This window comes from Pseudarthrobacter sp. H2 (assembly GCF_050157045.1).
Taxonomy (GTDB): domain Bacteria; phylum Actinomycetota; class Actinomycetes; order Actinomycetales; family Micrococcaceae; genus Arthrobacter.
Genome location: NZ_CP189594.1, coordinates 3,066,702 through 3,090,550 on the forward strand (window position 1 = coordinate 3,066,702; position 23,849 = coordinate 3,090,550).

The following is a 23,849-nucleotide window of genomic DNA, read 5'->3' on the forward strand; positions in this document are numbered from 1 at the left end:
CGGCCAGTATCAGATACGCACAACTTCGGATTGCAAGCCAGGACACGCCGCATCGTTGTCGCCCATTATGGAAGCCTTATCCGCGGCTTCTGAGCCGGATTGTCCGTGCCTGGTGGATGGCGGCGAGGCACGGCGCTGGCGGTGAGTCTGAGGGCGTGGACCCTGTACCACCGCTTCAACAGGGGCTCGCGGCGCATCTCGCTGAGGGGTTGCGGGCTGAAGAACAGGTCCGGGTTGATGGACCGAAGCAGGTACGCCGTAGCGGCCGCACCCGTCGTGGAGCTGGCGGCAGCCACTATCAGCCAGACCCTGCTGCTGGCATGAGGACAACCTGCCACGAGGGCAGCGATGGCGGCAGGAGCGTTGATCGGGGCGATCGCGGCATAGTAGCGGCCAGGGCTTCCCGCCCCAAAGGGGGACCGGGGCAGTTCACGGCTTGCTTCCGAGGCCGCGACCCGGTGCGGGATTTTGACGAGGGCCTCATAGAGATTGCCGAAGAACCAGTGCGCGTGGCTGAACTCCGCGACACCCAAGAGCCGGTCAGCGAGCAAGTCCCGGCGGCCTGAGGAAATCTGTTCCATGCCGACAATCTACCGCCGCTGCCCGGCGCCGGCCATGGAGTCCACGTGGACGGGACCCAGGACCCGGTACCGCCGGCACCTTTACAACCTGCCCCTCCGCAGCCAAAATGACTCACATCACAGCCTCCACTGCACCCGCAGCGCGCTGTCACCCAAAACCTGCCACAGCAGAGGGGCACAGACATGAATGACAAGGCTGATGCAACCGAGGCGGACCTGCGCTGAAGCAAAAGCACCGCGCCATGTGGGCCCAGGGCGACTACCCGGCCCTCGCTAGCGAACTGATCCCGGACCTCGGAGCAATCCTCGTTGACGCCTGCGGCATCAAGCCCCGCCACCGTGTCCTGGACGTGGCCGCCGGCAACGGCAACGCGGCCATTCCGGCCGCCATGATGGACGCTGACGTAGTCGAGCGACCTCACCCCCGAAATGTTCGACGCCGGCCGCCGGCAGGCAGCCGATCGCGGCGTTGAGCTGGAATGGAAGGAAGGGGACGCCGAGGCGCTGCCGTTCGGCGATAACGAGTTCGACGTCGTGATGTCCTGCCTGGGCGTGATGTTCGCACCCCACCACCAGGCAGGGGCGGACAAACTGGTGCGGGTCTGCAAACCCGAAGGCACCATCGGCCTGCTGAGCTGGACCCCCGAAGGGTTCATCGGGAAGATGTTCGCCGCCATGAAGCCCTTCGCTCCCCCGCCCCCGCCCGGCGCCCAGCCGCCGCCGCTCTGGGGCAGCGAAGACCACGTCCGCGAGCTCTTCGGCGACAGGATCACCGATATCCACGCAGCAAAGCAGACGGTGGCAATCACCAGCTTCCACCACCCTGAAGACTTCCTGCACTACTTCAAATCCCACTACGGCCCGACGATCTCGGTGTACAAATTCCTTGGCGACGACGAGGACAAGGTCAAGGCCCTGGACAAGGCGCTCACCGAACTGGCCGACACCTACAGCGACGCCCATGGCGATGCGCCCTCGCAAATGGAGTGGGAGTATCTGCTGCTCACCGCCAAGAAGGCGCGCGCCGGAGACACCGCTGCGGCAGGGCGGTAACGGAGAAGCGGCCCCTACTTCACGGTGCCGGTGCGGCGCGGTGCCTCGGAGTCCGGCGCCGGCCGCAGCCCGGTCAGCGGCCCCAACTAGGTCGCAGTTGTTGTCGTTTTCAGGGCTCAAAACGACAACTGCTGCCAGCTACATGGCCTGCACATGTGGGTTAACAAAAGCAGGGCCCGTCAATGACGGGCCCTGCTCGAAACCTTGCGGCCCCGGACTCAGAAGAGTTAGTTAGAAACTAAGTCTTAGAGAGCCTGGATGTTTACGGCCTGCGGGCCCTTGGGGCCCTGCTCGGTCTCGAAGGAGACCTTCTGGTTCTCTTCGAGGGAGCGGAAGCCGGAAGAGGCGATCGCGGAGTAGTGTGCGAAGACGTCCTGTGAGGAGTCATCGGGGGAAATGAAGCCGAAGCCCTTTTCAGCGTTAAACCATTTGACGGTACCAGTAGCCATTATTTTTTGTCCTTCGTGAAGGTGGGGGAAAAGTCCCGACTTTCGGGTCCTCCGGTGTGGGGTGTTCAAAACCGCTACTTCAGAAGAACAGGGTCTTTCAACCTTGCGTACTGCCTGAACTACGAACTGCATAAACACAACAACAGGATCAACACTACAGGAGATTTGTGGGGCGGGTTACCACCGCTGTTCGCACGGTCCAGGAACGGTCCAGATCCTGTGAGGCAACGTATCGACCTGAGTGGAGGTTTTCCGCGAGTCGGTGCGGGACGTCAACAACTAGAATGGCGGCATGACACCACAGGAGTTGGCCAACCTGGCGCACCTGCGCCGGGCCCGGGACCTGATCGACCGGGAATATGCCCGGCCACTCGATGTGCCCACCATGGCCGCCGGTGCCCTCATGTCCCCGGCGCACTTCTCCCGCCAGTTCAAGGCGGCCTACGGCGAGGCGCCGTACAACTACCTCATGACGCGGCGGATCGAACGCGCCATGGCGCTGCTGCGGGCCGGCGCCAGCGTGACGGATGCCTGCATGGAGGTCGGCTGTACATCGCTGGGCTCGTTCAGTTCCCGGTTTACCGAGATCGTCGGCATGCCGCCCAGCGCGTACCGGGCCCGGGAGCACCACGCGGTGAAGGCCATGCCGTCGTGCATTGCCCGGCAGCGCACGCGGCCCGCGCGCAACCCGAGCAGGATTGAAGAAGCGTCCCCGCGGCCGCTGCAATAGCGTGTGGGACATGAACATTTCACTGCAGTACTCACACATCACCGTCAATGACCTCGACGAGTCGCTCGCGTTCTACCGTGGCGTCCTCGGCCTCGACGTGCGCAACGACGTCGGCTCGGACGGACACCGCTGGGTCACGCTCGGCAGCGCGGCCCAGCCCGATCTGGAGCTCGTGCTGTCCGTCCCGCACGCCGGCCGCTCCCAGGACGACGGCGACGCGCTCCAGCAGCTGCTCACCAAGGGCGTCCTGCCCAATATCGTGTTCCGCACGGACGATCTCGACGCCACGTTCGAGGCCGTCCGGGCCGCCGGCGCGGAGGTCCTCCAGGAACCCATCGTCCAGCCCTGGGGCCCGCGCGACTGCGCCTTCCGTGACCCTTCCGGCAACATGGTCCGCTTCAACCAGGCCTGACGCGGGAACGACGCCGGGGATTGTCGCCGCAGGTGCCCCAAGGGGGCCGCGGAGACATCCCCGGCGCCCGTTGCCCCATGAGAAACCTCCGGCCTAGCGTCCGCCGAGCGCCGCGGCCCGGGCCTGTGCCTGCCCGGCCGCCTCCGGCTCTCCCAGGCGGCCGTAGATCCTGGCCAGAATGGTCCAGGGTTCCGCTGACTCCGGTGCCCGTTCCGATGCGGCGGCGAGGTCGGCGATGCTGTCCTCAACATGGCCGAGGCCGAAGTTGGCGATGCCGCGATGGAGGTAAGGGGCGGAGTCGAAGGGGGAACGCTCGATGACTGAATCGAGGGTGTCCTTGCCCTGCTGGAGGCGTCCGCTGTTGATGTAGCCGATGGCGAGGACGAGACCTGCCTCGGATGAGCCAGGGGTCCGGTCCAGGGAGATGCGGGCCCACTCGATGGCATGGGCGGCGGCTGCGGCGTCGCCGTCCGCGGCCGGTCCGGCGAAGGCCTGCGCCGCCAGCAGCGCGGTGTCCGAGTCCCAGGGCCGCAGGCCGTAGGCACGCTGGAACTGCCCCTCCGCCGTCGCCAGGTCACCGGCCGCGGCGGCCGATGAGGCGGCGGCCATCGGCCATTCGGCAATCGCCGCCGGCACGGCAACGCCCAGCCCCAGGGCTACGAGCAGGCCCGACGCCACTGCTCCGGCGGGGAAGGACTTCCAGCCCCGGGCCGGGCGGGTTCCTTTCGCGGCGGGCCGGATCACGGGCGCGGCAGCCCCCGACGTCGCCACCAGGCCGCCGCAGATGAACGCGGCCAGTGGAGTGGTGGCCGGCGAGGTGAACGCGGTCAGGAGCATGAGGCCGTAGGCGGCCACGGCAGCCAAAGCGCCGGCGAGATTGTCCCGGTCGGCGCCCGGTGGCGCAGCGCGGATTCCGTTCCGGGCGCTGCGCAGAATCAGGAAGGCCAGCAGCGCCGCCCCAAGCAGCAGCGGAAGTCCACCCGCTGCTGCGGCCTGAAGCGGCCAGAAGTGCGGCGAGTCCGGAGGGAACGCAGTGCCCACCCGGACGGCCCAATCCAGCGTGTGGTAGCCGGTGATGGCATCAACGAGGCCGTTCGGGCCCACCCCGGCCCACGGGTGGTCGAGGACGAGGTTCAGGGTCTCCTCCCACAGGAGCCACCGGCCGTTGACGGTGTCGGCGCTGAGGAGCCGTTCCCGGGCCACCGGAATGGCGACGGCGGCCGCGGCCAGCACGATGAGCGCGGCAGCGCCGCCCAGCAGGGCCCGGGTCCGGCCCAGGGTCCGTGTTGCCGCCATGGTCGCTGCGAGCACCAGGACGACGGCGGCCAGCCCGAGTATCGCGGCGCGGGAACCGGACAGCACCGTCGTCAGGACCGCCGCCGCCAGGCCGATCCGGGCCGGCCAGTTGCGGCCGCGCAGGGCCGGGAGCGCCAGCACCGCGGCCGCCATGACGCCGATGATCCCCTGGTCTGTCGCGTTTCCCAGGGTGGCACCGGGGCGCAGGTCGGCGGCTCCGCCCAGGGGCCGGAAGCCGGCTGCCTCGAAGGCGCTGATGGCGCCCACGATCACCACCGCCGGGGTGAGGGCGCTGCGGAATGCGGCCCAGTTTCCGGCGCCGGCCCGGCCGCCGAGAACCTTTGCGCCCAGTGCAAAGACGGCGAAGTACAGCGTGATGACCAGCGCACCTTCGAACCGCGGCCAGCGCCCCAGGAAACTGGCCACCGGGTTGGCCGAGAATGCCATGGAGACAGCCAGCACGATGGCCGTGGTCCACAAGGCCCGCCGGATGCCCTGCGGCAGCCGGCCTCCTGCGGGGACGAGGGCTCCGGCGCCCAGTGCGAGGAGCAGCCAGACAATCTTGATCCAGGTGAAGCGGAACAGCCCGCCGGGCTGGAAGACCAGGACCGAACAGGCCAGCAGCCACACACAGGCCCGGGGCGCGAAGACCCGCGCCCTTCCCAACGCTTGGCTTGGGACGGGCACGGGTCTCCTTTGAGATGCTGGATGGTGCTGGATGGTGTACGGACTGGTAGCCGGGACGCTGTGCCCGGTGGACCTACCCGGCCGTGACGGCCTTGGTGGCTGCGCTGGTCCTGGCCGCCGTCGTGTACCCGGTCTTGGAACCGGTCACCGTGACCGTAATGGTCTTCCCGACATCAGCCGCGGTGAGGACATAAGTGGCCGCCGTCGCCCCGACGATGTTCAGGCCCGCACGCTTCCACTGATACGCCAGGGCCACCGGCGCCGGAGCCCAGGTGCCGGGGACCGCCGTCAGCTTCTGCCCCGAAACGGTGCTGCCCGTGACCGTCGGAACCGGCGCACCCGTCAACGCCGGCGGCGCCGTGACCGCCTTCGTCGCCAGGCTGGCCCTGGCCGTGGTCGTGTACCCGGCCTTGGAACCGGTCACGGTCACTGTGACCGTCTTCCCGACATCAGCCGTGGTGAGGACGTAAGTGGCCGCCGTCGCCCCGACGATGTTCAGGCCCGCACGCTTCCACTGATACGCCAGGGTCACCGGCGCCGGAGCCCAGGTGCCGGGGACCGCCGTCAGCTTCTGCCCCGAAACGGTGCTGCCCGTGACCGTGGGAACCGGCGCACCCGTCAACGCCGGCGGCGCCGTGACCGCCTTCGTCGCCAGGCTGGCCCTGGCCGTGGTCGTGTACCCGGCCTTGGAACCGGTCACGGTCACTGTGACCGTCTTCCCGACATCAGCCGTGGTGAGGACGTAGGTGGCCGCCGTCGCCCCGACGATGTTCATGCCGGCACGCTTCCACTGATACGCCAGGGTCACCGGCGCGGGACCCCAGGTACCGGGAACCGCCGTCAGCTTCTGCCCGGACAGGGTGCTGCCCGTGACCGTCGGAACCGGCGCACCCGTCAACGCCAGCGGCGCCGTGACGGCTGTGGACGCCGCACTGGTCCTGGCCGACGTCGTATACCCGGCCTTGGTCCCCGTCACCGTCACCGTCATCGTCTTCCCGACATCAGCCGTGGTGAGGACATAAGTGCCCGCCGTCGCCCCGACAATGTTCACGCCCGCACGCTTCCACTGATACGCCAGCGTCACCGGCGCCGGACCCCAGACACCCGGAACCGCCGTCAGCTTCTGCCCGGCCACGGGGGTGCCGGTGACCGTGGGAACCGGACCCGTCAACGCCGGCAGCGCTGTGACGGCCTTCGTCGCCACGCTGGTCTTCGCCGTCGTCGTGTACCCGGCCTTGGACCCCGTCACCGTGACCGTGATCGTCTTGCCGACATCAGCCGTAGTGAGGACATAAGTGCCCGCCGTTGCCCCGAGGATGTTCACGCCCGAGCGCTTCCACTGATACGCCAGGGCCACCGGCGCCGGACCCCAGGTACCGGGGACCGCCGTCAGCTTCTGCCCGGCCACGATACTGCCCGTGACCGTGGGCACCGGCGCACCCGTCAACGCCTGCGGCGCGGAGCCGAAGGAAAGCGTGCCGACGTCGGTCGGTTTGCCGACGGTTACCGCCACCGGAGTGGCGCTGGCCTCGGTGACGACGTTTCCTGAGTAGATCTTCGTTCCGTCCGCACCGGACTGCGCAACGACGAAGTACTTGCCGGTGCTCAGGCCCGTGAGGCTGAACCTGCCACTGGAGTCGGTACCCCCGCTGCGCGTGGTGAGGCTTCCATCGCGGGTATAGGCCTGCACTCCCGCGTTGGGCAGCGGTTTGCCCGCCTTGTCCGTGAGCGTCCCGGTGATCGAGCCGCCGGTGATGAGGGCGGCGTCGATATTCGCCACCTTCTGGCTTGCCCCGACGGTCAGCGTCTGCGCTGCGCTTACACCCGCGGATTCCGGCTTGTTGTTGTAGAACTGTGCCTCGGCGAGGGAAGAGCCGCTGGCCCGGTTGTAGGCGACTTTGTAGGACCCTGCCGCGAGGCCGCCGATGCTGTAGGTTCCATCGGGACCGGCGGATCCGTCCTTGACGACAGCCCCCGCTGAGTCCAGCACACTGATCGGGGTGTAGCTGCCTCCGGCTCCGGTGATCTTGCCACTGATTGTGGAACCGGCGGCCAAAGCGGGATTAATACCGGTCAGGTCCTGCCCGGCCGCCACCGTCAAGGTGCGGGCCGCCTCGAAAGAGGCTGCCCTGTCGTACCACTGGTCGGCCGCGCCCGTGTTCCAACCGGAAATGAAGAACTTGTAGGATCCGGCAGGCAATCCGATTACCTGGTAGTTGCCGTCTGCGCCCACGTCGGCGCGTGCAACCTGGGTAGTGGAAGAGCCCGCAGGATAGACGCGCACCTCCGTAGCAGCGACGGTGATGCCGCGCATTATTGTCTTCCTGAGCTCGACGCCGATGGGTGCCGAGACTTTTCCGCTGATGGTTGCCCCCTTGACGAGGGCGGCATCGATGCCGGACAGGTCCTGGCCCGCAGCCACGGTCACGGCTGTGGCCGTGTCGAAGGAACCACCGCCCTTGTACCACTGGTCAACGGCACCGCTGCCCCCTCCTCTGAAGAGCAGCTTGTAGGATCCCGCCGACAGGCCGGTGATCTTGTAACTGCCGTCCGGTGCCACGCTGGAGTATTGACTCGGCTGACCTTGGGAGGCCGCCGGAGAGGCACTGACGGAAACGTTGGAAAGACTGACGCCGGCCGGGGCCGCGACTTTGCCGCTGATCGTGGCGCCCTTGGTCAAGCTGGCGTTGACGCCGGTGAGGTCCTGGCCGGCAGTGACGGTGACGGCGGTGGCCTGGTAAGGGGAGAGCGCATCCTGGTGCCACTGTTCCACGGCTCCGGTGTCCCAGCCCGAGAACTGGAGCCGATAGGATCCCGCCGGCAGCCCGAGGATCTTATAGCTGCCGTCCGGTGCCACGCTGGCGGACTGACCCACCGGTGTCATTGAGGACGCCGACCAGGTTGAGACCCGCACGTTGGAAACAGTGACGCCTGCCGGGGCGGTGACTTTGCCGCTGATCGTGGCGCCCTTCACCAGCGAGGCGTTGATGCCGGCGAGGTCCTGTCCGGCGGTGACGGTCACTGCCGTGGCCGTGTCAAAGGAGGCGGCATTCTGGTACCACTGCCCGAGGGCACCGTCGTTCGAGCCGGAGAACTGGAGCTTGTACGATCCGGCCGGCAGGCCGACGATGTTGTAACTGCCGTCCGGTGCCACGCTGGATTGGCCTATTTGGCCGTTTGTGGCCGCAGAGGAGGCACCGACGTAAGCCCCGGAAAGCCCCACGCCTGCGGGGGCCATTACCTTGCCGCTGATCGTGGCGCCCTTGACCAGGGCAGCGTTGATACCGGCGAGGTCCTGGCCGGCGGTGACGGTCACGGCCGTGGCCGTGTCAAAGGAGGCGGCGTTCGGGTACCACTGGTCAGGGGCACCGCTGCTCGAGCCGGAGAACCTGAGCTTGTAGGATCCTGCCGGCAGGCCCGTGATCCTGTAGCTGCCGTCCGATGCCACGAAGGCTAACTGGCCCCACATGCCCTGTGAGGCCGCCGACGAGGCACTCACGGTAACGCGGGAAAGCTCGACGCCGGCCGGGGCGGTGACTTTTCCGCTGATCGTGGCGACCTTCACCAGGGTGGCGTCGACTCCGGTGAGGTCCTGGTCGGCGGTGACGGTCACGGCCGTGGCGGTGTCAAACGAGGTGGCGCCCCCATACCACTGCTCCAGGACGGCGCTGTTCCAGCCGGAGAACCGAAGCTTGTAGGATCCCGCCGGCAGGCCGGCGATTTTGTAGCTGCCGTCCTGTGCCACGGAGCCTGACTGAACCGATGGGCCTTGTGAGGACGCCGACGAGGCAGTCACGGAAACGTAGGAAAGACTGACGCCGGCCGGGGCGGTGATTTTTCCGCTGATCGTGGCGCCCTTCATCAGGGTGGCGTCGACTCCGGTCAGGTCCTGCCCGGCGGTGACGGTCAGGGCGGTGGCCGTGTCAAACGAGGCGGCATTCTCGTGCCACTGTTCAAGGGCGCCGCCGGAGAACCGGAGTTTGTAGGATCCCGCCGGCAGGCCGATGATTTTGTAGGTGCCGTCCGGTGCCACGCCGGACTGGCCCATTTGGCCGCGTGTGGCCGCCGAGGAGGCACTGACGGAAACGTTGGCAAGATTGGCGCCTGCCGGTACGGTGACTTTTCCGCTGATCGTGGCGCCCTTCACCAGGGTGGTGTTAACACCGGTGAGGTCCTGCCCGGCGGTGACTGTCACGGCCGTTGCCGTGTCGAAGGAGGCGGCATTCTGGTACCACTGCTCCAGGGCGCCGCTGTTCCAGCCGGAGAAGTGGAGTTTATAGGATCCCGCCGCCAGTCCCGCGATTTTGTAACTGCCGTCCGGCGCCAGGCTGGTTTGACCCAATTGGCTTTGCGAGGTTGTCGAGGAGGCACTGACGAAAAAATTCGAAAGATTGACGCCTGCCGGTACGGTGACTTTTCCGCTGATCGAGGCACCCTTCACCAGGGTGGCATTAACACCGGTGAGGTCCTGCCCTGCGGTGACTGTCACGGCAGTTGCCGTGTCGAAGGAGGCCGCGTTCTGGTACCACTGCTCCAGGGCGCCGCTGCCCCCGCCGGAGAGCCGGAGTTTATAGGATCCCGCCGCGAGACCCGTGATTTTGTAGCTGCCGTCCAATTCCACGCTCACGTACTGGCCCATTTGCCATTGCGAGGCAACCGGAGAGGCACTGACGTAGACGTTGGAACGAATGACGCCTGCCGGTACGGTGACCTTGCCGCTGATCGTGGCGCCCTTGGCCAGGGTCACGTCGACTCCCGTGAGATTCTGGCCTTCGGTGACGGTCACCGCCGTGGCGGTGTTGAACGAGGCGGCGTTCCGGTACCACTGATCAAGGGCACCGCTGCCCCGTCCGGAGAACTGGAGTTTGTAGGATCCCGCCGCGAGACCGGTGAATTTGTAGCTGCCGTCCGGTGACACACTGGCGGGCTGGCCCATCTGGCCTTGCGAGGCCTCGGTGTAGGCATAAACAGAGGTTCCGGCGACGCTCACCCCAGCGGGAGCAGTCATGGTCCCCTGGATGGAGGCCGAAGCCGTATCGACTGCGATGGCCGGGACCATGCCCAGCATCATTAATATCGCCAGAACTGCACTTATTAAGGCAGGCAGGCGGAATCGACTCGTCGTCGCGAGCATGTACATCCCCCAAAAGTTCATGCGTCAGCCGGAGCTGCGCAACCAAAGTCTGCTGAGCCAGACTTTGCAAATCGTAACCTGTGACTTGCAATTTGACTCTCACTTATTACGAGGAGCTTCACCGTGTGACGCAGGAATGTGTTGTGCCCTTTCCGGCTCCGATTTCCAAGAAATGGGGCAGCCGGGTCTGAACGTGAAGTAATCCGGCCGCCCCCACTGCTCCCCCACAGAAATTGTCGGCGGTTGAAGGTAGCTTAGGTAGAGGGAAAACCGCCAGGCCGGGGACGCCGCAACCAGACCGCAACCGAGCCGCAACCAAGGACACCATGGACTACTACGCGATCAATTCGCTTCGTGAAAACCACGCGGGATGGTCCTTGCTTCGTGCCCAGAATGGCCCGCTGGCGGTCTGCTTCTTCATGACGGCGTTTACCGAGCCGAACCAGCGGAACATCGGCCGCCAGCAACTCATTGACGCCCTGGATGATGTGCTGTTTGGATTGCGGGATGCCTACGGAGAGGACAGGTTCCCGCGACCGGCGTCGGAATATCTCGACGACTGGGCCGCGCCGGAACGTGCGTGGCTGCGGAAATACTACGTGCCGGGCCAGGACGAGCCCCGCTACGACCTCACCCCCGCCGCGGAGGATGTGGTGCACTGGGTGGAGAGCCTGCGCGGCCGGGATTTCGTCGCCACCCAGTCACGGCTGACCAGCATCTTCGCCGTCCTCAAGGCCCTGGTCCAGCAGTCCGAGACGGATCCGGAGGTGCGGCTTGCCGAGCTCCAGCGCCAGCGCGACGGGATCGACGCCGAGATGCAGCGCATCCGCGACGGCAACATCCGCGTCATGAGCACCCCCGAAGCATTGGACCATTTCCAGCAGCTGACCGCGCTGGCCCGGGACCTGCTCGCGGACTTCCGCGAGGTCGAACAGAACTTCCGCAAGCTGGACCGCCAGGTCCGCGAACAGATCGCCACGTGGGACGGGTCCCAGGGCGAGCTCCTGGAGACCATCTTCGCCAACCAGCAGGACATCAGCAGCTCCCTGCAGGGCCGGACGTTCCAGGGCTTCTGGGACTACCTGATGTCCCCGCAGCTGCGCACCGAGCTCCGGGACCTGCTGCAGCGGGCCACCCGGATCGAGGCGCTGGCCGGCGCCGAGAACCTCCACGCCGTGACCCGGCTGCACCAGGACTGGCTGCCCGCCGTCGAGCAGACCCAGGCGACGGTCCGCCAGCTCTCCCAGCAGATGCGCCGGCTCCTCGACGACAAGGTCTTCCTGGAAAACAAACGCATCATGCAGCTGATCCGCAGCATCGAATCCGGGGCGCTGTCCACCCGCGAGCTGCCGCCGTCGGGCGTTTTCATGGAAATCGCCGCCCCGTCCGTGGACGTGGCACTGCCTTTCGAACGGCCCCTGTATGAGCCCAGCCGGAAGGTGATGGTGGACGACGACGTCGTTGCCGCCGATGACGCGGACGTGGACGCCGGCGCCCTGTTCAGTCAGTTCCATGTGGACACGGAGCGGCTCAAGGCCAACATCGACGCCGTCCTGGCCGACGCGGAACAGGCCACCCTGGCGGACATCACCGACGCCTACCCGCTGTCCCAGGGCCTGGCGGAAGTCGTCGCCTACTACCAGCTCGCCACGGAGTCGGACTGGGCGGACATCAACCCCGACGCCACGCAGCAACTGTCCTGGTCGCTGCCGGACGGAAGCATCCGCGAAGCGACCATCGACCGGATCATCTTTGGAAGGCCCGCATGAACCCCGCCCAGACGCCGGAAGCCACGGCTTCGGAAACCAGGACGCCGGAGGAACTTCCCGGCGTCGTCACCCGGCTCTTCAAGGGCGTGGTCTACGCCGAAGCGGACGAGAAGATCTGGCAGTCGCTGATCGGCCTGGCCTCCCATGTCCGCGACTATGTTGCCGTGCTGGGGCTGGACCTGATCCTCGACGAATCCGAGGGCTACGCGTTCCTGAAGTCACGGGAGGACCCGGACGGCGACCTGCCCCGGCTCATCGCGCGCCGCCAGCTGACCTTCAATGTGAGCCTGCTGCTGGCCCTGCTGCGCGGCCGGATGCTGGAGTTTGACACCAACAGCAGCGAGCTCCGCCTCATCATGACGGAGCAGGACATCGCTGACATGGTGTCGGTCTTCCTACCCGAGTCCAGCAACGAGGCACGGATCCTGGACCAGCTCGGCGCCAACATCAAGAAAGTGGTGGAGCTGGGTTTCCTGCGGAAAATGCGCGGACAGGCGGGCACCTACGAGGTGGCCCGCATCCTCAAGGCGTACGTGGACGCGCAGTGGCTGGAGGAGTTCGACGCGCGGCTGGCGGACTACCTCACGTCGCTCGCCGGCACCGGCACCGGCACCGAGGCAAAAGAAGTGGAAAGCAAATGACAACCGAACTGCAGGACACCCTGTTCAGCCTGGAGGAAAAAGCGGACGACGCCGGTACTCCCCCGGGCTTCCGGCTGCACCGTCTGGAGCTGCTCAACTGGGGCACCTTCCACCAGGGGATCCGCACGTTCCGGCTGGACGGCGCCAACAGCCTCCTGACCGGTGACATCGGCTCGGGCAAGTCCACCGTGGTGGATGCCATCACCACCCTGCTGCTTCCCGCCCACCGGATCGAGTACAACAAGGCCGCCGGCGCGCAGAAGAAGGAACGCACCCTGATGTCCTACGTGCGCGGCTTCCACAAGAGCACCCGCAGCACCGGCGGCGAATACTCCAAGCCCGTGGCGCTCCGCGGGACGGGAACCCTCACCGTGGTGCTCGGCGTCTTCCACAACGCGGTGCTGGACAAGTCCGTCACCCTGGCCGTCACGCTCTGGGCCATGCAGGAGGCCGGCCAGCCCAACCGGTTCTACTCCCTCGCCGAGACTGACCAGTCCATCGCGGCGGACTTCGCCAACTTCGGCCAGGATCCGGCGAAGCTGAAAAAGAAGCTCCGTACCGCGGGCGTGACCGTCCATGACTCCTTCGACCCCTACGCCGCGGCGTTCAAGCGGCAGTTCGGCATCAGCGGGAACCAGGCTATGGAGCTGTTCCACCGCACCGTGTCCATGAAGCAGGTGGAGAACATCACCCACTTCGTGCGCACCAACATGCTCGAGGAAGACGACGTGGCGGCGCGGATCGGCAACCTCATCCACCACTTCGACGACCTGAAAAAGGCCCACGACGCCGTGCTGCGGGCCAAGGACCAGATCGGCCTGCTGACGCCCATCAAGGAGGGCTCCGCCCAGCACGCCCGGCTGAGCCGCGAGGACCAGGAGACCCGGACCCAGCGGGACCAGCTGCACCCCTGGTTCACGGACCGGCGGCTGAAGCTGAGCCTGGAACACCAGGCGGAGCTGGCGGGCACCGGAGTCCGGCTGCGGGAGGACGGCGGCAAGCTGTCCACCGAAATGAGCCAGCTGCGCCACGATCTCTCCGCCGTCAAGGAGGACATCCGCAGCAACGGAGGCGGCCGGCTGGCCGCCATCGACGCCGAGGCCACCCGCCTCACCGAGGAATCCCGCACCCAGCGGCAGCGTTTCGAAAACTACACCGAAGCGGCCGCCGGCCTGGGACTGCAGGTTCCGCAGGACAAGGTCCTCTTCGATTCCAACCGTTCCCGGCTCGCCGAGGTGGAAGCGGAGCTCGGCGAGAACTCCCGCGGGCTTCAGGAAAGCCGCACCGCGCTGACCATCGAGCGGACCACGCTCACCGAGCGCGCCGCCGAGATCGCCGCCGAACTGACCAGCCTGCAGTCCCGCCCCAACCTGCTGCCGCGGCCCCAGCTGGAGCTCCGCCGTCGGCTGTGTGACGGAACCGGCATCCCGGAGAACGCGCTGCCCTACGCCGGCGAGCTGCTGCGGGTCCGCGACGGGGAAGCCGAGTGGGAGGGCGCCGCGGAACGCACCCTCCACGGCTTCGCGCTCTCGCTGCTGGTACCCTCCGAGCACTATCAGGCCGTAAGCAAATGGGTGGACGCCAACAACCTCCGGGGCCGGCTGGTGTACCTGAAGATCGGGGAATCGTATTCCCCCAGGGCAGCCGAACCCGGAACGCTGGCGGCCAAAATCGCCATCAAGCAGGGCACGCCGTTCCGCGACTTCCTCCTCGACGAGCTCGGCAGCCGGTTCGACTACTTCTGCTGCGGGAACCTGGACGACTTCCGCCGCTACCCGAAGGCCCTGACCCTCAACGGCCAGCTCAAGGGCGGCCGCGGCCGGCATGAGAAGGACGACCGCCGGGACCTGGCCGACCGGCGCAACTATGTGCTCGGCTGGGACAACCAGGACAAGGTCACCCGCTTCCTCGCCGAGCAGGATGAGGTCCGGGGCCAGCTCCAGGGCAACACCGCCCGGCTCGGCAAGGTGGACCACTACCTCGGCGCGCTCGGGAGGCAGAACCAGCAGCTCGGCACGGTCCGGTCCGTGGCGGATTTCGCCGAGATCAGCTGGCAGCTCACGGCCCGCCGCATCGAGGACCTCAAGAAGGAGAAGAGCGACCTCGAGTCCGCCAGCGATGTCCTGCAGCAGCTGGCCGCCAGGGAAACGGAGATGTCCGCCCGGCTGGGGCGCCTGGAGGACCATGCGAACAAACTCCAGCAGCGCATCGGCGCCAATGAGGAAGCGGCCAAGGAGATCGCCGCCGCGATCGAGGAATGCGCTGCCGTGCTGGGTGAGCAGCCGTTGACGGACGACGCCGGCGTGCTGGCCGCCGTCGGAAAGCTCGCCGCCGGCGCGCTCGGGGACAAGCCGCTGACGTACAAGAACACCGCGGCGGTGGAAAGCACCGTACGGGCCGGGCTGACGGACGTCATCGACGCGCTGGTCAAGCGGATCGCCCGCACCGCGGAAACCACGGTGCGGCAGATGGCTGACTTCCGCAACAGATACCCCAACGAGACCACCGAAATCGATGCCGCCCTCGAGGCCGCCGGGGACTACAACCGGCTCCTGGAGCAGCTGGTAAGCAACGACCTGCCCCGGTTCGAAGCCCATTTCAAGGACTCGCTCAACCAGAACACCATCCACGAGGTGGTGGCGTTCAACGCCTTCCTGGACAGCCGCCGGCAGGACATCGTGAACCGGATCGGCGAAATCAACCTCTCCCTGGCCGGGATCGAGTACAACACCGGCCGCCACATCCAGCTCGAGCACCAGAACACCACGGACCTGGACGTCCGCCAGTTCGGCATGGACCTGCGGGCCTGCTCGGAGGGCACCATCGGCGACGAGGAACAGTACTCGGAGCAGAAATACCTGCAGGTGGCCAGGCTGATCGAGCGTTTCCGCGGCCGGGACGGCTACACCACGCTCGACGAACGCTGGACGGCCAAGGTCACGGATGTGCGGAACTGGTTCACCTTCTCCGCCTCCGAGAAGTGGACCGAGACCGGGGAGGAGTTCGAGCACTTCACCGACTCGGGCGGCAAGTCCGGCGGCCAGAAGGAAAAGCTCGCCTACACCATCCTCGCCGCCGCGCTGGCGTTCCAGTTCGGCCTTGGTTCCGGGCAGGGCGCCGGCCGGAATGCAGGCAAGAATTCCGGCGCCGGCCGCAGTTTCCGGTTCGTCGTCATCGATGAGGCCTTCGGCCGCGGTTCCGACGAGTCCGCGCGCTACGGTCTGGAACTCTTCCAGCGGATGAAGCTCCAGCTGCTGATCGTCACTCCCCTGCAGAAGATCCATGTGATCGAACCGTTTGTGGCCCATGTGGGCTTCGTGGCGAACACCAACGGCGATGATTCGCAGCTGCGCAACATGACCATCCAGGAATACCGGGACGAACGGGACCGGCGTGCCGGCTGACGCTTCTGCCGGACGGCCGCAGGGCTGGACGACCCTGGCCGAGCTGCGCGGGCTGTCCCTCGCCGCATGGTCCCGGGGCCAGCTGCTGCGCGAACTGCTGGACCCGAGCGGCGTGTATCCGCGCCGCCGCTCCCTGAAGCGTCCGACGGCGGCGACGCTCCGGAGTGACTACGCTGCGGCGAGTGCGTGGGCAGCCGAGTTGTTCGCCGCCGTCGGTCCATTCAGCCTGGAAACCACAGAGGTAGGGCGCACTACGGTGGGGGCCAACCAGCTGCCGGCCGCGGCGGTGTTCGCCTCCGCGGACGACGAGATTGCGTTTGTGGGCAAGACAAAAGAGGCGGCCCGGTTCGTGGAGCTCGGCGAGGGCCTGGCCGCGCAGCACGCCTCGTTTCGTGGGTGGGCGCTGAAACGGCCGCTCAAACTGCTGGAACTCGGGTCCGACGCGCTGACCGCCGGCCGGGTGGCCCTGTGGTTGCAGGACCATCCCGAGCCTGGCATATACGTGCGGCAGCTGAGCCTCCCCGGCGTGCACACGAAGTTCATCGAGAACCACCGGAAAGTCATCGGCGAGCTGGCGGCGGAGCTGCGGGCAGACCCGCCGCTCCCCGCCGATGCCGCGGAGGATGAGGGCCTTCCGGAGGTGGCCGCGGTGCCGGGGTCCCTGCTGGGCCAGGCCGCGGAACGGACACCGGCGTCGCGCTTTGCGGCGCGGCACGGTTTCCTGCACCCGCCGGAGCTCGTCAGGTTCCGGGCGCTGGACCCCGGGCTGCCGCTGCTGGGCAAGGCGCGGGACCTGACCGTCACGGCCGAGGCGTTCAGCACCCTGAGCTTGCCCGTTCAACGCGTGATCGTCACCGAGAACCTTGTGAATTTCTTGGCACTGCCAGAGCGCCCCGATACCCTGGCCATCTACGGCGGCGGGTACGGGTTCTCGTCGCTGCGTGACGCCGCGTGGCTGCGGAACTCTGAGGTCCTGTACTGGGGCGATCTGGACACCCACGGGTTCCGGATCCTGGACCAGCTCCGCGCGGTCCACCCGCATGTGGTGAGCGTGCTGATGGACGAGGCCACGCTGCTGGCCCACCGTGATGCATGGGGCAGCGAGCCGTCGCCGTCGAAGGCGGTGTTGAGCCGGCTGACTGCTGGTGAGTCCGCGCTCTACGACAGACTCCGCAATGACGCCTTCGCAACGGCTGTCAGGCTGGAACAGGAGCTGATCCGCTGGGACTGGGCGCTGCGCCGGCTCGGTGGTTGAGTCTGTCGAAACCGACGAAACCCGGCGGTTGAGCCTGTCGAAAATCCGGCCACAATTATCGGCTACAAAATGTTAGAATGAGCACATGGCGCCGAAGTGGGTCGGATCAAGCGAGAGACACGGGATCCCGAGGGCCGACCAGATCCATGCCATCCTAAATGCAACGTTTGAGGCCGAACTGGAGGGCGAGGCGCAGGAGGGCCGGATTATGCTGTTTATTGGACCGGCTCATGATCAGACCGACCGTGAATTGGAAATCCTCGTGAACGATTTTCCTGGCACAGGGAAAGAAGCCGTCGTGTTCCATGCAATGACACTCGGTCCAAAATTCAAGCGATTCCGGGAGGAGTACCAGCCGTGACTGATCAGAGGAAAACGGACTACGATTCATTGGCCGATCGGCTGACCGGCGACTCGCCCCTGGGGGTGGCTGCTGTACAATTCGGCAGCGACGCCGCTGCTTCTGGGCGCGCATTCCTATTGCGAGAGTACGGCGGTGATGCTGCCATCAGGCAAGCCATACGCCGCGGCCGGCCCCGCGTCGGGGACTCGACACCGGGCGAATCCGCCACCGTGCGTGGACGGATCGCCGATGTCGAATACCGGGCTTTTATGGAACTGGTGACGGAACTGGGTAAGCCGCAGTCCGAGCTCATTCGCGAAGCCGTGCACCTATTGCTGGAACACCACAAGAAGCTCGCCAGTTAGGCTCAGAATCAGCTCAAGATAAACCCCATGAACTCGTCGGCGTTAGCAAGTTCAAGAGGAGCCAGTTCTGGCGGCGCCACAACAGCGCCTGTCGAACCCGTTGGTTGAGCATGTCGAGACCGCACGTGCCGCAACCCGGTGGTTGAGCCCGTCGAAACCGGGCCTGCCAAAACCGGGTGGTTGAGCCTGTCGAAACCACTGCGGGGCTTCTGGATCTCGACAACCTCGATCACCGACGCGTGGTTGAGCCCGTCGAAACCGAGCCTGTCGAAACCCGATTGTAGGAAGTGCGGTGTAGTTTAGGCATAACATCACCCCGGTCCGAGGACACCCATGAATAGAGCCCCCACCCCGCCCCGCTCGTGGAGCCTGCAGCGTGAGTGGTCCGGGGCGTTCACGCTGATGCTGCTTGCCCTGTTCGTCGGCGCGGCCGTCACCGTCGTGGGAGTCCGGTTCGTGGTGAGCGAGATGGAAGCTGCGACCGGGCGGCTCCAGGCCGAGTACGGCAGCGTCGCGGAGCTGGCCGCCGCCCTTGACACGCATGAGCAGCTGGGGCACCAGCTGCTGTCAGCGGCACCCGTAAACAGGCAGGCGTTCATCCTGGAGCAGGAGGATATTGAGGCACTCTTTGGTGCAGCCTCCGTGGTCCAGGCTGCGGACGAAGGCCGGCCCGAGGCCCTGTCCGCGGCGCAGCAGGACTGGCAGGCCGGCCTGGAGAAGGGCGGCCTCTGGGGTGACCAGGTGTTGGGCCTCACGGGGAACAACGCGGCGAACGCTCCCGCGTTCGCGGCCGCAAGCGCGAAGGTGCGGGCGAAGCTGGCGGGGATCCAGCATTCCTCCCTGGCGGCGCTGAACAGGGGTCTCGTGGACACGCGCGAGCTCGAGGGTCTCCTGGTGGTTGGCAGGTCCGGGCTCTTCGTCGTGGCCGTCGGCGCCACCCTGTACTTCCGCCGTCGTATGGTCAAGGATTTGATGCGCCCCGTCAACAGCCTTCGCCGGGGCGTCCTCAAGCTGCAGGCCGGGGATTACAGCCACCGCCTGGACGTTTCCCGGCGTGATGAGCTGGGTGAGGTGGCGGTTGCCTTTAACGGGATGGCCGCCGCACTCCAGGACAGCCATGGGACGTTGACGTACCGGGCCACGCACGATGACCTCACCGGGCTCGCCAACCGCGCGGCCCTGGCTGAGCGCCTTGCGGCATCGTTCGAACCGGGCAGCGACCTCAGGACCCGGCACGAGGGCCTGCTGTTCATCGACATCGACGATTTCAAGGACGTCAACGACTCGCTGGGCCATGGGGGCGGCGACGCGCTGCTGGTCCAGCTGGCGGGGCGGCTGCGGGCCAGCGTGCGCGGCCACGACCTGGTGGCCCGGCTGGGAGGCGACGAGTTCGCCGTCGTGGTTGTGGATAACGACGACGGCAGCCCGGCCACGGGGCGCGTGGCCGAACGGATCTACGAGGCGCTGAGCGAGCCGTTCCTGATTGGTGGGCGGTCCCTGCGGGTGTCCCTGAGCATGGGCGTCGCCCAAAGGACCGCGGACACGGCGGACGTCACCGAGTTGCTTCGGCAGGCGGATTCGGCCATGTACCGGGCGAAGCATGGTGGAAAAGCCCGGTACGAAAACTTCAGCTGACGTGGAAAGCGGGGCTATGGGCATCGCCCAGGCCAAAACATCAGGCTCGCCCACGTCGGTCCGCGATGGCTACATGAGAAAATCCCCGCAGGATTCTGACAGTTAGCGGTGTAAATGTCAGAATCCACTTTAGATCCTGACAGATCCGCCGTCCTGGAATCGAAGCTGGGCCTGGACTACAGGCGCCAGAAGCGCGCCCTGGACGCTCTCGAAGGAGCGGGCATCGTCGTCGGCGTGGACAAGTTCAAGAAGGGCCGGTTCTGGCGGGCGCCGGAAATGCTCGAAGCCCTGGATGCCTTCGCCGAGCGGGCGGGATGCCGCACCCGCAGCTGAACGGTGACAGGTCCCCGGGATTCCGCACACACGTCCCCTACCCGCGTCCGTACAAATGCCGTACAGTAGCTTTTGGAGGTACAGACTATGGCAATCACGAAATCACGTCGCCTGGAGTTGCGCACGGATGAGGCCACAGATCGGCTCATTGCGGCAGCGGCCGAACTTCTCCATGTGACCAGGTCGGCGTTCGTAACCGACGCCGCCCGCCAGGCGGCGCAAAAGGTTATCGCCCGGTCCGATGTCACGCTCATGGCTCCCGAGGTCTTCGACGCAATGATGGCATCCCTCGACGTTCCGGACGACTCCCCGGAGCTGGCTGCATTGTCGAAGTTGCCGAGGCTCATCGGACGATGAGCAAACCGACTTACCGCACGGCGAAGCTGGCCCCCGGGTTTGACCTGGGGGCCTTCGACTGCGGCGAACCGGGGTACAACCAGTGGCTCAACGAGCACGCCAGGCAGTCCGTCGAGTATGGATCGAGCATGGTCTATCTGCTTCTCGAAAAGCGGCCCGGGGCAGATGAGCGGGTCGTAGGGTACTTCGCCATCTGCCCGACTCTCGTGGTCCGGGATGACGTGCCGAAGCCGCTCCAACGGAAAGTACTGCCCAACGCTCCTGCCTGGTTACTGGCCAAGCTGGCACTCGACCGTTCCATGCGCGGCGACAAGGTCAACCAGTGGGGGTGGCAGCTTCTGCGTGCAGCACTGGAGACCATCGTGGATGCCTCTGCGCTCGGCGGAGGCCAGATCATTGTGGTCGACGCCGACAACTCGGGCTTGGTTGACTGGTACGCCCGCCATGGGTTTGTTGCCACCGGGGGCGGCAACTTGAGGCTTTACCTGAAGGTCGCCACGGCCAGGAAGTACCTCGGTTCGGCCGACGACTGATGCGGGCACCACCAGATCGGACCCCACGGATTCTTGAATTCAGTGCGTACATCAAATCCACGGCACCTGAGCCCCCGGTGGTTGAGGTTTACGGAGGCCGTCAGCGTCCCAGGCCGAGAAAGACAGCAAGCGACTGCTCAACCGAAACCATTGTCTTGGAGTCTATGCGGCCTATCCGCTGCCCGAGATTGACGCGTCGCACCGTTGTGAGCTTGTCGATCATGATCTGACTGACTCGCTCCAGACCGGTCAACTGTCCGGGATCCACCGTCAGGCGTAGCAACGGGGCGTCAGTCAGGTGGGACGTCAGCGGCAGAAGTGTGATCGACTCCGATGCCGCAAACAGGTCATCCTGGATAATGAGTGCCGGCCTGGGCTTTTGCGCATAAGTTCCGCCTGACACCGTCCACAGTTCACCACGATTCACTCCGGCCAGTCTTCCGAAATCTGTTCAATAAAATCCTGGTCGTCGCCGGCCCGGTCAGAAACGGCAACTGCCAGAGCCTGGCGCCGCGCCTCACGCCTAAACTCTTCCGTTCGCACGTCTGGCACCCACATCTGAATCTGCCGGAAACCTCGCTCGCGCATGGCAGCCCGGTGCCGGGCGACACGATCCCTTACGCTCATGGGTCAATGTTACATGTAACACTTTGACCTTGTCACTGAGTTGGTGTCCGGCGCCGTGGTCAACGCCCCTGACCGGGCGCCATCCGTTTACGCCCGACGGCGGGAGGTGCTTTTCGCTGCACCGCCCGCCGCCGGGTCGAACGCCTTACTCGCGCAGGCGCGTGGTGCTACCCGACCCTCAGCCTGCCTGCCTGCCTACGCGACGGTGAGTTCGCCCATCCGGCCCCAGCTGTCCGCGCCGATTTTTTCGCTGATGATCTGCGGGGTTTCCACCAGGGCCTGCGGCATGTCCTTCATGGCCTGGGTGAAGTGTTCGCTGTTGACGTGGTCGCCGGCTGCGTCGTCCTGGAACGCCTCGACCAGGACGAATTCGTTCGGGTTGTCCACGCTGCGGGACCAGTCGAACCACATGTTGCCCGGTTCCTTGCGGGTCGCTTCGGTGAAGTCGCGGGTCAGGTCCAGCCAGCGGTCGGTCCAATCCGGCTTGACGTTAAATTTGACGACGATGAAGATCATCGGGTTCCTGCTTTCCAGCGCTGAGTGGGTACCCAAGAAGTCTGCCCCGGATGAGCCATTCGCCCAAGCGGGCCATCGCGGGGTGGGAACGCAGGCCAATTCAGGTGGCTGCCGAGCTCTTTACCAGGTGCCTCGAAGTCGCCTCTGCCGCGGGACGGACGGGTGGCTTGTCCGCGCGGGCTTCCCTGCGGATCCGGGACTGCACGGCCCGTCCTACGGCTATCGAGAGCCGGTGGGCGGGCTGTTCCACGTAGCGGTGGAACGGCTCGGCGGCCACGAACGAGGCGGCCACGGAGACGGCGAGAGCCAGGGGAAGCGAGAATGATCTCAGCAATGTGACGCCGGCAAGAATGATCGGAAGGTGCACCAGGTAGAGGCTGAAGGAAACGCGGCCCAGCCATTGCGCCGCGGCGGTGTCCCCGAGCCTCTTGGCCGATCTGCAGGACACGAACAGCAGGACGATCAGTGTCGCGCCCACCGTGACAACGGCCTCGACGCCGGGGATCGGCTGCTCGGGGCTGATCCATTCCGCGTTGGCCAGGAAGAGGCCCCCGGCGGCCACGAAGAACCAGACGAAGCGGGGCCAGGATTGGGTCAGCTCACGGATCCGCTCACGTTCGGCGCCGAGGATGGCCCCGATGGCGAAGATCGGGAGATAGGACAGCCACTCCAGGTCCTGCAGGGCTCCCACCGCGGCCAGCAGCAGTGCAAGGCCGATTTTCACGTGCCAGAAGCGCCGCCAGCGGAGGGCGAGGAAGACGTAGGCCGGGAGCAGGAGGGAGAACGCGACTTCCCATTTGAGGGACCACAGCGGGGTGTTGATGGTGCTCGCGTTCAGCAGGAGCAGTCCGTCCTTGAAGACCTGGCCCACGCTGGGGTCGATCACGTACATGTCCGCCCAGGGGCTCTGCAACGGCGATGCGGTGCGGGGAATGACGGTAATCAACGCGACGGCCACCGCCAGGGATGCCCAGGCCGGTAAGTAAAGGCGGAAAAAACGCTTGGCGTAGTATTGCGCCCAATTCCTGACCGCGCCCGGCCTGGTGAACGGCAGGACCAGGACGAAGCCGGAGAGCACAAAAAAGACGTGGACAGCCGGAGTGCCGTTCCAGAGGACGTGCAGCGGAGAGAAAACAGCCCACATCTCCGCGGTGTTGAAGCCCACGGACCGGTTGCCAGATACAACACTCCCGATTCCCGGAAGGGTTGACAGTACATGGCAGGCGACCACCACCAGGGCGGCAATCCCCCTGAGGCCATCCAGCTGCGTGACTCGTGTTTGACCAGACTGATACCGCATTAGCCCCATGTTACCAGTTCGTTACATACCCCCGGCCCGGGGCGGATGAGCGGGTCATAGGATTCTTCGCCATCTGCCTGACTCTTGTGGTCCGGGATGACATGCCGAAGCCGCTCCAACGGAAAGCACTGCGCAACACCCCAGCCTGGTTACTGGCCAAGCTTGCACTCGACCGTTCCATGCACGGCGACAAAGTCAACCAGTGGGGCTGGCAGCTTCTGCGGGTAGCCCTGGAGACCATCATGGATGCCTCTGAGCTCGGCGGAGGCCAGATCATTGTCGTCGACGCCGACAACCCGGGCTTGGTCGGGTGGTACACGAGCCACGGGTTTGTTCCCACCGGGGGCGGCAGCTTGAGGCTTTACATGAAGGTCGCCACGGCCAAGAGGTACCTTGAACCCGACCGGTGATCGCTGCCCGGCCACTCTC

At 66.0% G+C, this 23,849-nt stretch carries 22 protein-coding genes and 1 pseudogene; 15 read left to right on the forward strand and 8 right to left on the reverse strand.

Going from position 1 to position 23,849, the window contains the following annotated elements; translation table 11 throughout:
* Nucleotides 1–65: 65 nt before the first annotated feature.
* A complete protein-coding gene (locus tag ACQCSZ_RS14365; protein WP_427004426.1) occupies nucleotides 66–581 on the reverse strand; it encodes a hypothetical protein in 516 nt (171 codons plus the stop codon).
* A 183-nt stretch (nucleotides 582–764) separates the two neighbouring features.
* On the opposite strand from ACQCSZ_RS14365, the pseudogene ACQCSZ_RS14370 reads away from it, so the two are divergent.
* Nucleotides 765–1,634 (forward strand): annotated as a pseudogene (locus ACQCSZ_RS14370) (class I SAM-dependent methyltransferase).
* Between the two features lie 245 nt (nucleotides 1,635–1,879).
* Here the strand turns inward: ACQCSZ_RS14370 and ACQCSZ_RS14375 are convergent.
* Nucleotides 1,880–2,083, reverse strand: coding sequence for a cold-shock protein (locus ACQCSZ_RS14375; protein WP_024365339.1), 204 nt, complete (start codon nucleotides 2,081–2,083; stop codon nucleotides 1,880–1,882).
* Nucleotides 2,084–2,375: 292 nt separating this feature from the next.
* Here ACQCSZ_RS14375 and ACQCSZ_RS14380 point away from each other — a divergent pair, with 292 nt between their 5' ends.
* Together ACQCSZ_RS14380 and ACQCSZ_RS14385 are read left to right on the forward strand one after the other, a co-directional pair.
* Nucleotides 2,376–2,813, forward strand: coding sequence for a helix-turn-helix transcriptional regulator (locus tag ACQCSZ_RS14380; protein ID WP_427004427.1), 438 nt, complete (start codon nucleotides 2,376–2,378; stop codon nucleotides 2,811–2,813).
* Between the two features lie 10 nt (nucleotides 2,814–2,823).
* Complete coding sequence (locus tag ACQCSZ_RS14385) at nucleotides 2,824–3,225, forward strand: VOC family protein (RefSeq protein WP_427004428.1); 402 nt, start codon at nucleotides 2,824–2,826, stop codon at nucleotides 3,223–3,225.
* A 93-nt stretch (nucleotides 3,226–3,318) separates the two neighbouring features.
* Here the strand turns inward: ACQCSZ_RS14385 and ACQCSZ_RS14390 are convergent, their stop codons facing one another.
* Together ACQCSZ_RS14390 and ACQCSZ_RS14395 are read right to left on the reverse strand one after the other, a co-directional pair.
* Complete coding sequence (locus ACQCSZ_RS14390) at nucleotides 3,319–5,208, reverse strand: O-antigen ligase family protein (RefSeq protein WP_427004429.1); 1,890 nt, start codon at nucleotides 5,206–5,208, stop codon at nucleotides 3,319–3,321.
* Nucleotides 5,209–5,281: 73 nt separating this feature from the next.
* Nucleotides 5,282–10,216, reverse strand: coding sequence for a beta strand repeat-containing protein (locus ACQCSZ_RS14395; RefSeq protein ID WP_427004430.1), 4,935 nt, complete (start codon nucleotides 10,214–10,216; stop codon nucleotides 5,282–5,284).
* A 10-nt stretch (nucleotides 10,217–10,226) separates the two neighbouring features.
* Between ACQCSZ_RS14395 and ACQCSZ_RS14400 the strand changes: the two genes are divergently transcribed.
* From ACQCSZ_RS14400 to ACQCSZ_RS14450, 11 genes are all read left to right on the forward strand, one after another.
* Complete coding sequence (locus ACQCSZ_RS14400; protein ID WP_427004431.1) at nucleotides 10,227–10,544, forward strand: hypothetical protein; 318 nt, start codon at nucleotides 10,227–10,229, stop codon at nucleotides 10,542–10,544.
* A gap of 124 nt (nucleotides 10,545–10,668) precedes the next feature.
* Nucleotides 10,669–12,111 carry a DUF3375 domain-containing protein gene (locus ACQCSZ_RS14405; RefSeq protein WP_427004432.1) on the forward strand — a complete coding sequence of 481 codons (1,443 nt, stop codon included), beginning with the start codon at nucleotides 10,669–10,671 and terminating at the stop codon, nucleotides 12,109–12,111.
* Complete coding sequence (locus tag ACQCSZ_RS14410; protein ID WP_427004433.1) at nucleotides 12,108–12,752, forward strand: DUF4194 domain-containing protein; 645 nt, start codon at nucleotides 12,108–12,110, stop codon at nucleotides 12,750–12,752. The genes ACQCSZ_RS14405 and ACQCSZ_RS14410 overlap by 4 nt, the downstream gene beginning before the upstream one ends.
* Nucleotides 12,749–16,156 carry an ATP-binding protein gene (locus ACQCSZ_RS14415; RefSeq protein ID WP_427004434.1) on the forward strand — a complete coding sequence of 1,136 codons (3,408 nt, stop codon included), beginning with the start codon at nucleotides 12,749–12,751 and terminating at the stop codon, nucleotides 16,154–16,156. The genes ACQCSZ_RS14410 and ACQCSZ_RS14415 overlap by 4 nt, the downstream gene beginning before the upstream one ends.
* Nucleotides 16,146–17,411 (forward strand): Wadjet anti-phage system protein JetD domain-containing protein, encoded by a 1,266-nt coding sequence (locus tag ACQCSZ_RS14420; RefSeq protein WP_427004435.1) that lies wholly within the window; start codon nucleotides 16,146–16,148, stop codon nucleotides 17,409–17,411. Before ACQCSZ_RS14415 ends, ACQCSZ_RS14420 begins: the two co-directional genes overlap by 11 nt.
* Nucleotides 17,412–17,496: 85 nt before the next feature.
* Complete coding sequence (locus tag ACQCSZ_RS14425; RefSeq protein ID WP_427004436.1) at nucleotides 17,497–17,772, forward strand: hypothetical protein; 276 nt, start codon at nucleotides 17,497–17,499, stop codon at nucleotides 17,770–17,772.
* Complete coding sequence (locus ACQCSZ_RS14430) at nucleotides 17,769–18,119, forward strand: hypothetical protein (RefSeq protein WP_427004437.1); 351 nt, start codon at nucleotides 17,769–17,771, stop codon at nucleotides 18,117–18,119. Before ACQCSZ_RS14425 ends, ACQCSZ_RS14430 begins: the two co-directional genes overlap by 4 nt.
* Nucleotides 18,120–18,452: 333 nt before the next feature.
* Nucleotides 18,453–19,754: a diguanylate cyclase domain-containing protein gene (locus tag ACQCSZ_RS14435; protein ID WP_427004438.1), complete on the forward strand. Its 1,302-nt coding sequence runs from the start codon at nucleotides 18,453–18,455 to the stop codon at nucleotides 19,752–19,754.
* A 114-nt stretch (nucleotides 19,755–19,868) separates the two neighbouring features.
* Nucleotides 19,869–20,087 (forward strand): hypothetical protein, encoded by a 219-nt coding sequence (locus tag ACQCSZ_RS14440; RefSeq protein WP_427004439.1) that lies wholly within the window; start codon nucleotides 19,869–19,871, stop codon nucleotides 20,085–20,087.
* 87 nt (nucleotides 20,088–20,174) lie between these two features.
* Nucleotides 20,175–20,444, forward strand: a complete 270-nt coding sequence (locus tag ACQCSZ_RS14445) for a DUF1778 domain-containing protein (protein ID WP_427004440.1) — start codon at nucleotides 20,175–20,177, stop codon at nucleotides 20,442–20,444.
* The gene (locus tag ACQCSZ_RS14450; protein ID WP_427004441.1) at nucleotides 20,441–20,977 is read left to right on the forward strand and encodes a hypothetical protein; all 537 of its coding nucleotides are present in this window, start codon (nucleotides 20,441–20,443) and stop codon (nucleotides 20,975–20,977) included. The genes ACQCSZ_RS14445 and ACQCSZ_RS14450 overlap by 4 nt, the downstream gene beginning before the upstream one ends.
* Nucleotides 20,978–21,077: 100 nt before the next feature.
* Here the strand turns inward: ACQCSZ_RS14450 and ACQCSZ_RS14455 are convergent, their stop codons facing one another.
* From ACQCSZ_RS14455 to ACQCSZ_RS14470, 4 genes are all read right to left on the reverse strand, one after another.
* On the reverse strand, nucleotides 21,078–21,404 hold the full coding sequence (locus ACQCSZ_RS14455) for a type II toxin-antitoxin system PemK/MazF family toxin (RefSeq protein ID WP_427004442.1): 327 nt from the start codon (nucleotides 21,402–21,404) through the stop codon (nucleotides 21,078–21,080).
* The gene (locus ACQCSZ_RS14460) at nucleotides 21,401–21,604 is read right to left on the reverse strand and encodes an antitoxin MazE family protein (protein ID WP_427004443.1); all 204 of its coding nucleotides are present in this window, start codon (nucleotides 21,602–21,604) and stop codon (nucleotides 21,401–21,403) included. Before ACQCSZ_RS14460 ends, ACQCSZ_RS14455 begins: the two co-directional genes overlap by 4 nt.
* 195 nt (nucleotides 21,605–21,799) lie before the next feature.
* Complete coding sequence (locus tag ACQCSZ_RS14465; protein WP_427008350.1) at nucleotides 21,800–22,120, reverse strand: putative quinol monooxygenase; 321 nt, start codon at nucleotides 22,118–22,120, stop codon at nucleotides 21,800–21,802.
* A 100-nt stretch (nucleotides 22,121–22,220) separates the two neighbouring features.
* Nucleotides 22,221–23,429 carry an acyltransferase family protein gene (locus ACQCSZ_RS14470; protein ID WP_427004444.1) on the reverse strand — a complete coding sequence of 403 codons (1,209 nt, stop codon included), beginning with the start codon at nucleotides 23,427–23,429 and terminating at the stop codon, nucleotides 22,221–22,223.
* A gap of 92 nt (nucleotides 23,430–23,521) precedes the next feature.
* Here ACQCSZ_RS14470 and ACQCSZ_RS14475 point away from each other — a divergent pair, with 92 nt between their 5' ends.
* Nucleotides 23,522–23,830, forward strand: coding sequence for a hypothetical protein (locus tag ACQCSZ_RS14475; RefSeq protein WP_427004445.1), 309 nt, complete (start codon nucleotides 23,522–23,524; stop codon nucleotides 23,828–23,830).
* Nucleotides 23,831–23,849 lie beyond the last annotated feature (19 nt).

Excerpts from the sequence above, each read along its gene's own strand:
- ACQCSZ_RS14415 (WP_427004434.1), top strand. The coding sequence starts at position 12,749 with ATGACAACCGAACTGCAGGACACCCTGTTCAGCCTGGAGGAAAAAGCG.
- ACQCSZ_RS14410 (WP_427004433.1), top strand. The coding sequence starts at position 12,108 with ATGAACCCCGCCCAGACGCCGGAAGCCACGGCTTCGGAAACCAGGACG.
- ACQCSZ_RS14380 (WP_427004427.1), top strand. The coding sequence starts at position 2,376 with ATGACACCACAGGAGTTGGCCAACCTGGCGCACCTGCGCCGGGCCCGG.
- ACQCSZ_RS14395 (WP_427004430.1), bottom strand. The coding sequence starts at position 10,216 with ATGACTGCTCCCGCTGGGGTGAGCGTCGCCGGAACCTCTGTTTATGCC.
- ACQCSZ_RS14450 (WP_427004441.1), top strand. The coding sequence starts at position 20,441 with ATGAGCAAACCGACTTACCGCACGGCGAAGCTGGCCCCCGGGTTTGAC.
- ACQCSZ_RS14400 (WP_427004431.1), top strand. The coding sequence starts at position 10,227 with ATGGAGGCCGAAGCCGTATCGACTGCGATGGCCGGGACCATGCCCAGC.
- ACQCSZ_RS14405 (WP_427004432.1), top strand. The coding sequence starts at position 10,669 with ATGGACTACTACGCGATCAATTCGCTTCGTGAAAACCACGCGGGATGG.
- ACQCSZ_RS14440 (WP_427004439.1), top strand. The coding sequence starts at position 19,869 with ATGTCAGAATCCACTTTAGATCCTGACAGATCCGCCGTCCTGGAATCG.
- ACQCSZ_RS14465 (WP_427008350.1), bottom strand. The coding sequence starts at position 22,120 with ATGATCTTCATCGTCGTCAAATTTAACGTCAAGCCGGATTGGACCGAC.
- ACQCSZ_RS14435 (WP_427004438.1), top strand. The coding sequence starts at position 18,453 with ATGAATAGAGCCCCCACCCCGCCCCGCTCGTGGAGCCTGCAGCGTGAG.
- ACQCSZ_RS14385 (WP_427004428.1), top strand. The coding sequence starts at position 2,824 with ATGAACATTTCACTGCAGTACTCACACATCACCGTCAATGACCTCGAC.
- ACQCSZ_RS14445 (WP_427004440.1), top strand. The coding sequence starts at position 20,175 with ATGGCAATCACGAAATCACGTCGCCTGGAGTTGCGCACGGATGAGGCC.
- ACQCSZ_RS14375 (WP_024365339.1), bottom strand. The coding sequence starts at position 2,083 with ATGGCTACTGGTACCGTCAAATGGTTTAACGCTGAAAAGGGCTTCGGC.
- ACQCSZ_RS14460 (WP_427004443.1), bottom strand. The coding sequence starts at position 21,604 with ATGAGCGTAAGGGATCGTGTCGCCCGGCACCGGGCTGCCATGCGCGAG.
- ACQCSZ_RS14470 (WP_427004444.1), bottom strand. The coding sequence starts at position 23,429 with ATGGGGCTAATGCGGTATCAGTCTGGTCAAACACGAGTCACGCAGCTG.
- ACQCSZ_RS14425 (WP_427004436.1), top strand. The coding sequence starts at position 17,497 with ATGGCGCCGAAGTGGGTCGGATCAAGCGAGAGACACGGGATCCCGAGG.
- ACQCSZ_RS14475 (WP_427004445.1), top strand. The coding sequence starts at position 23,522 with ATGCCGAAGCCGCTCCAACGGAAAGCACTGCGCAACACCCCAGCCTGG.
- ACQCSZ_RS14365 (WP_427004426.1), bottom strand. The coding sequence starts at position 581 with ATGGAACAGATTTCCTCAGGCCGCCGGGACTTGCTCGCTGACCGGCTC.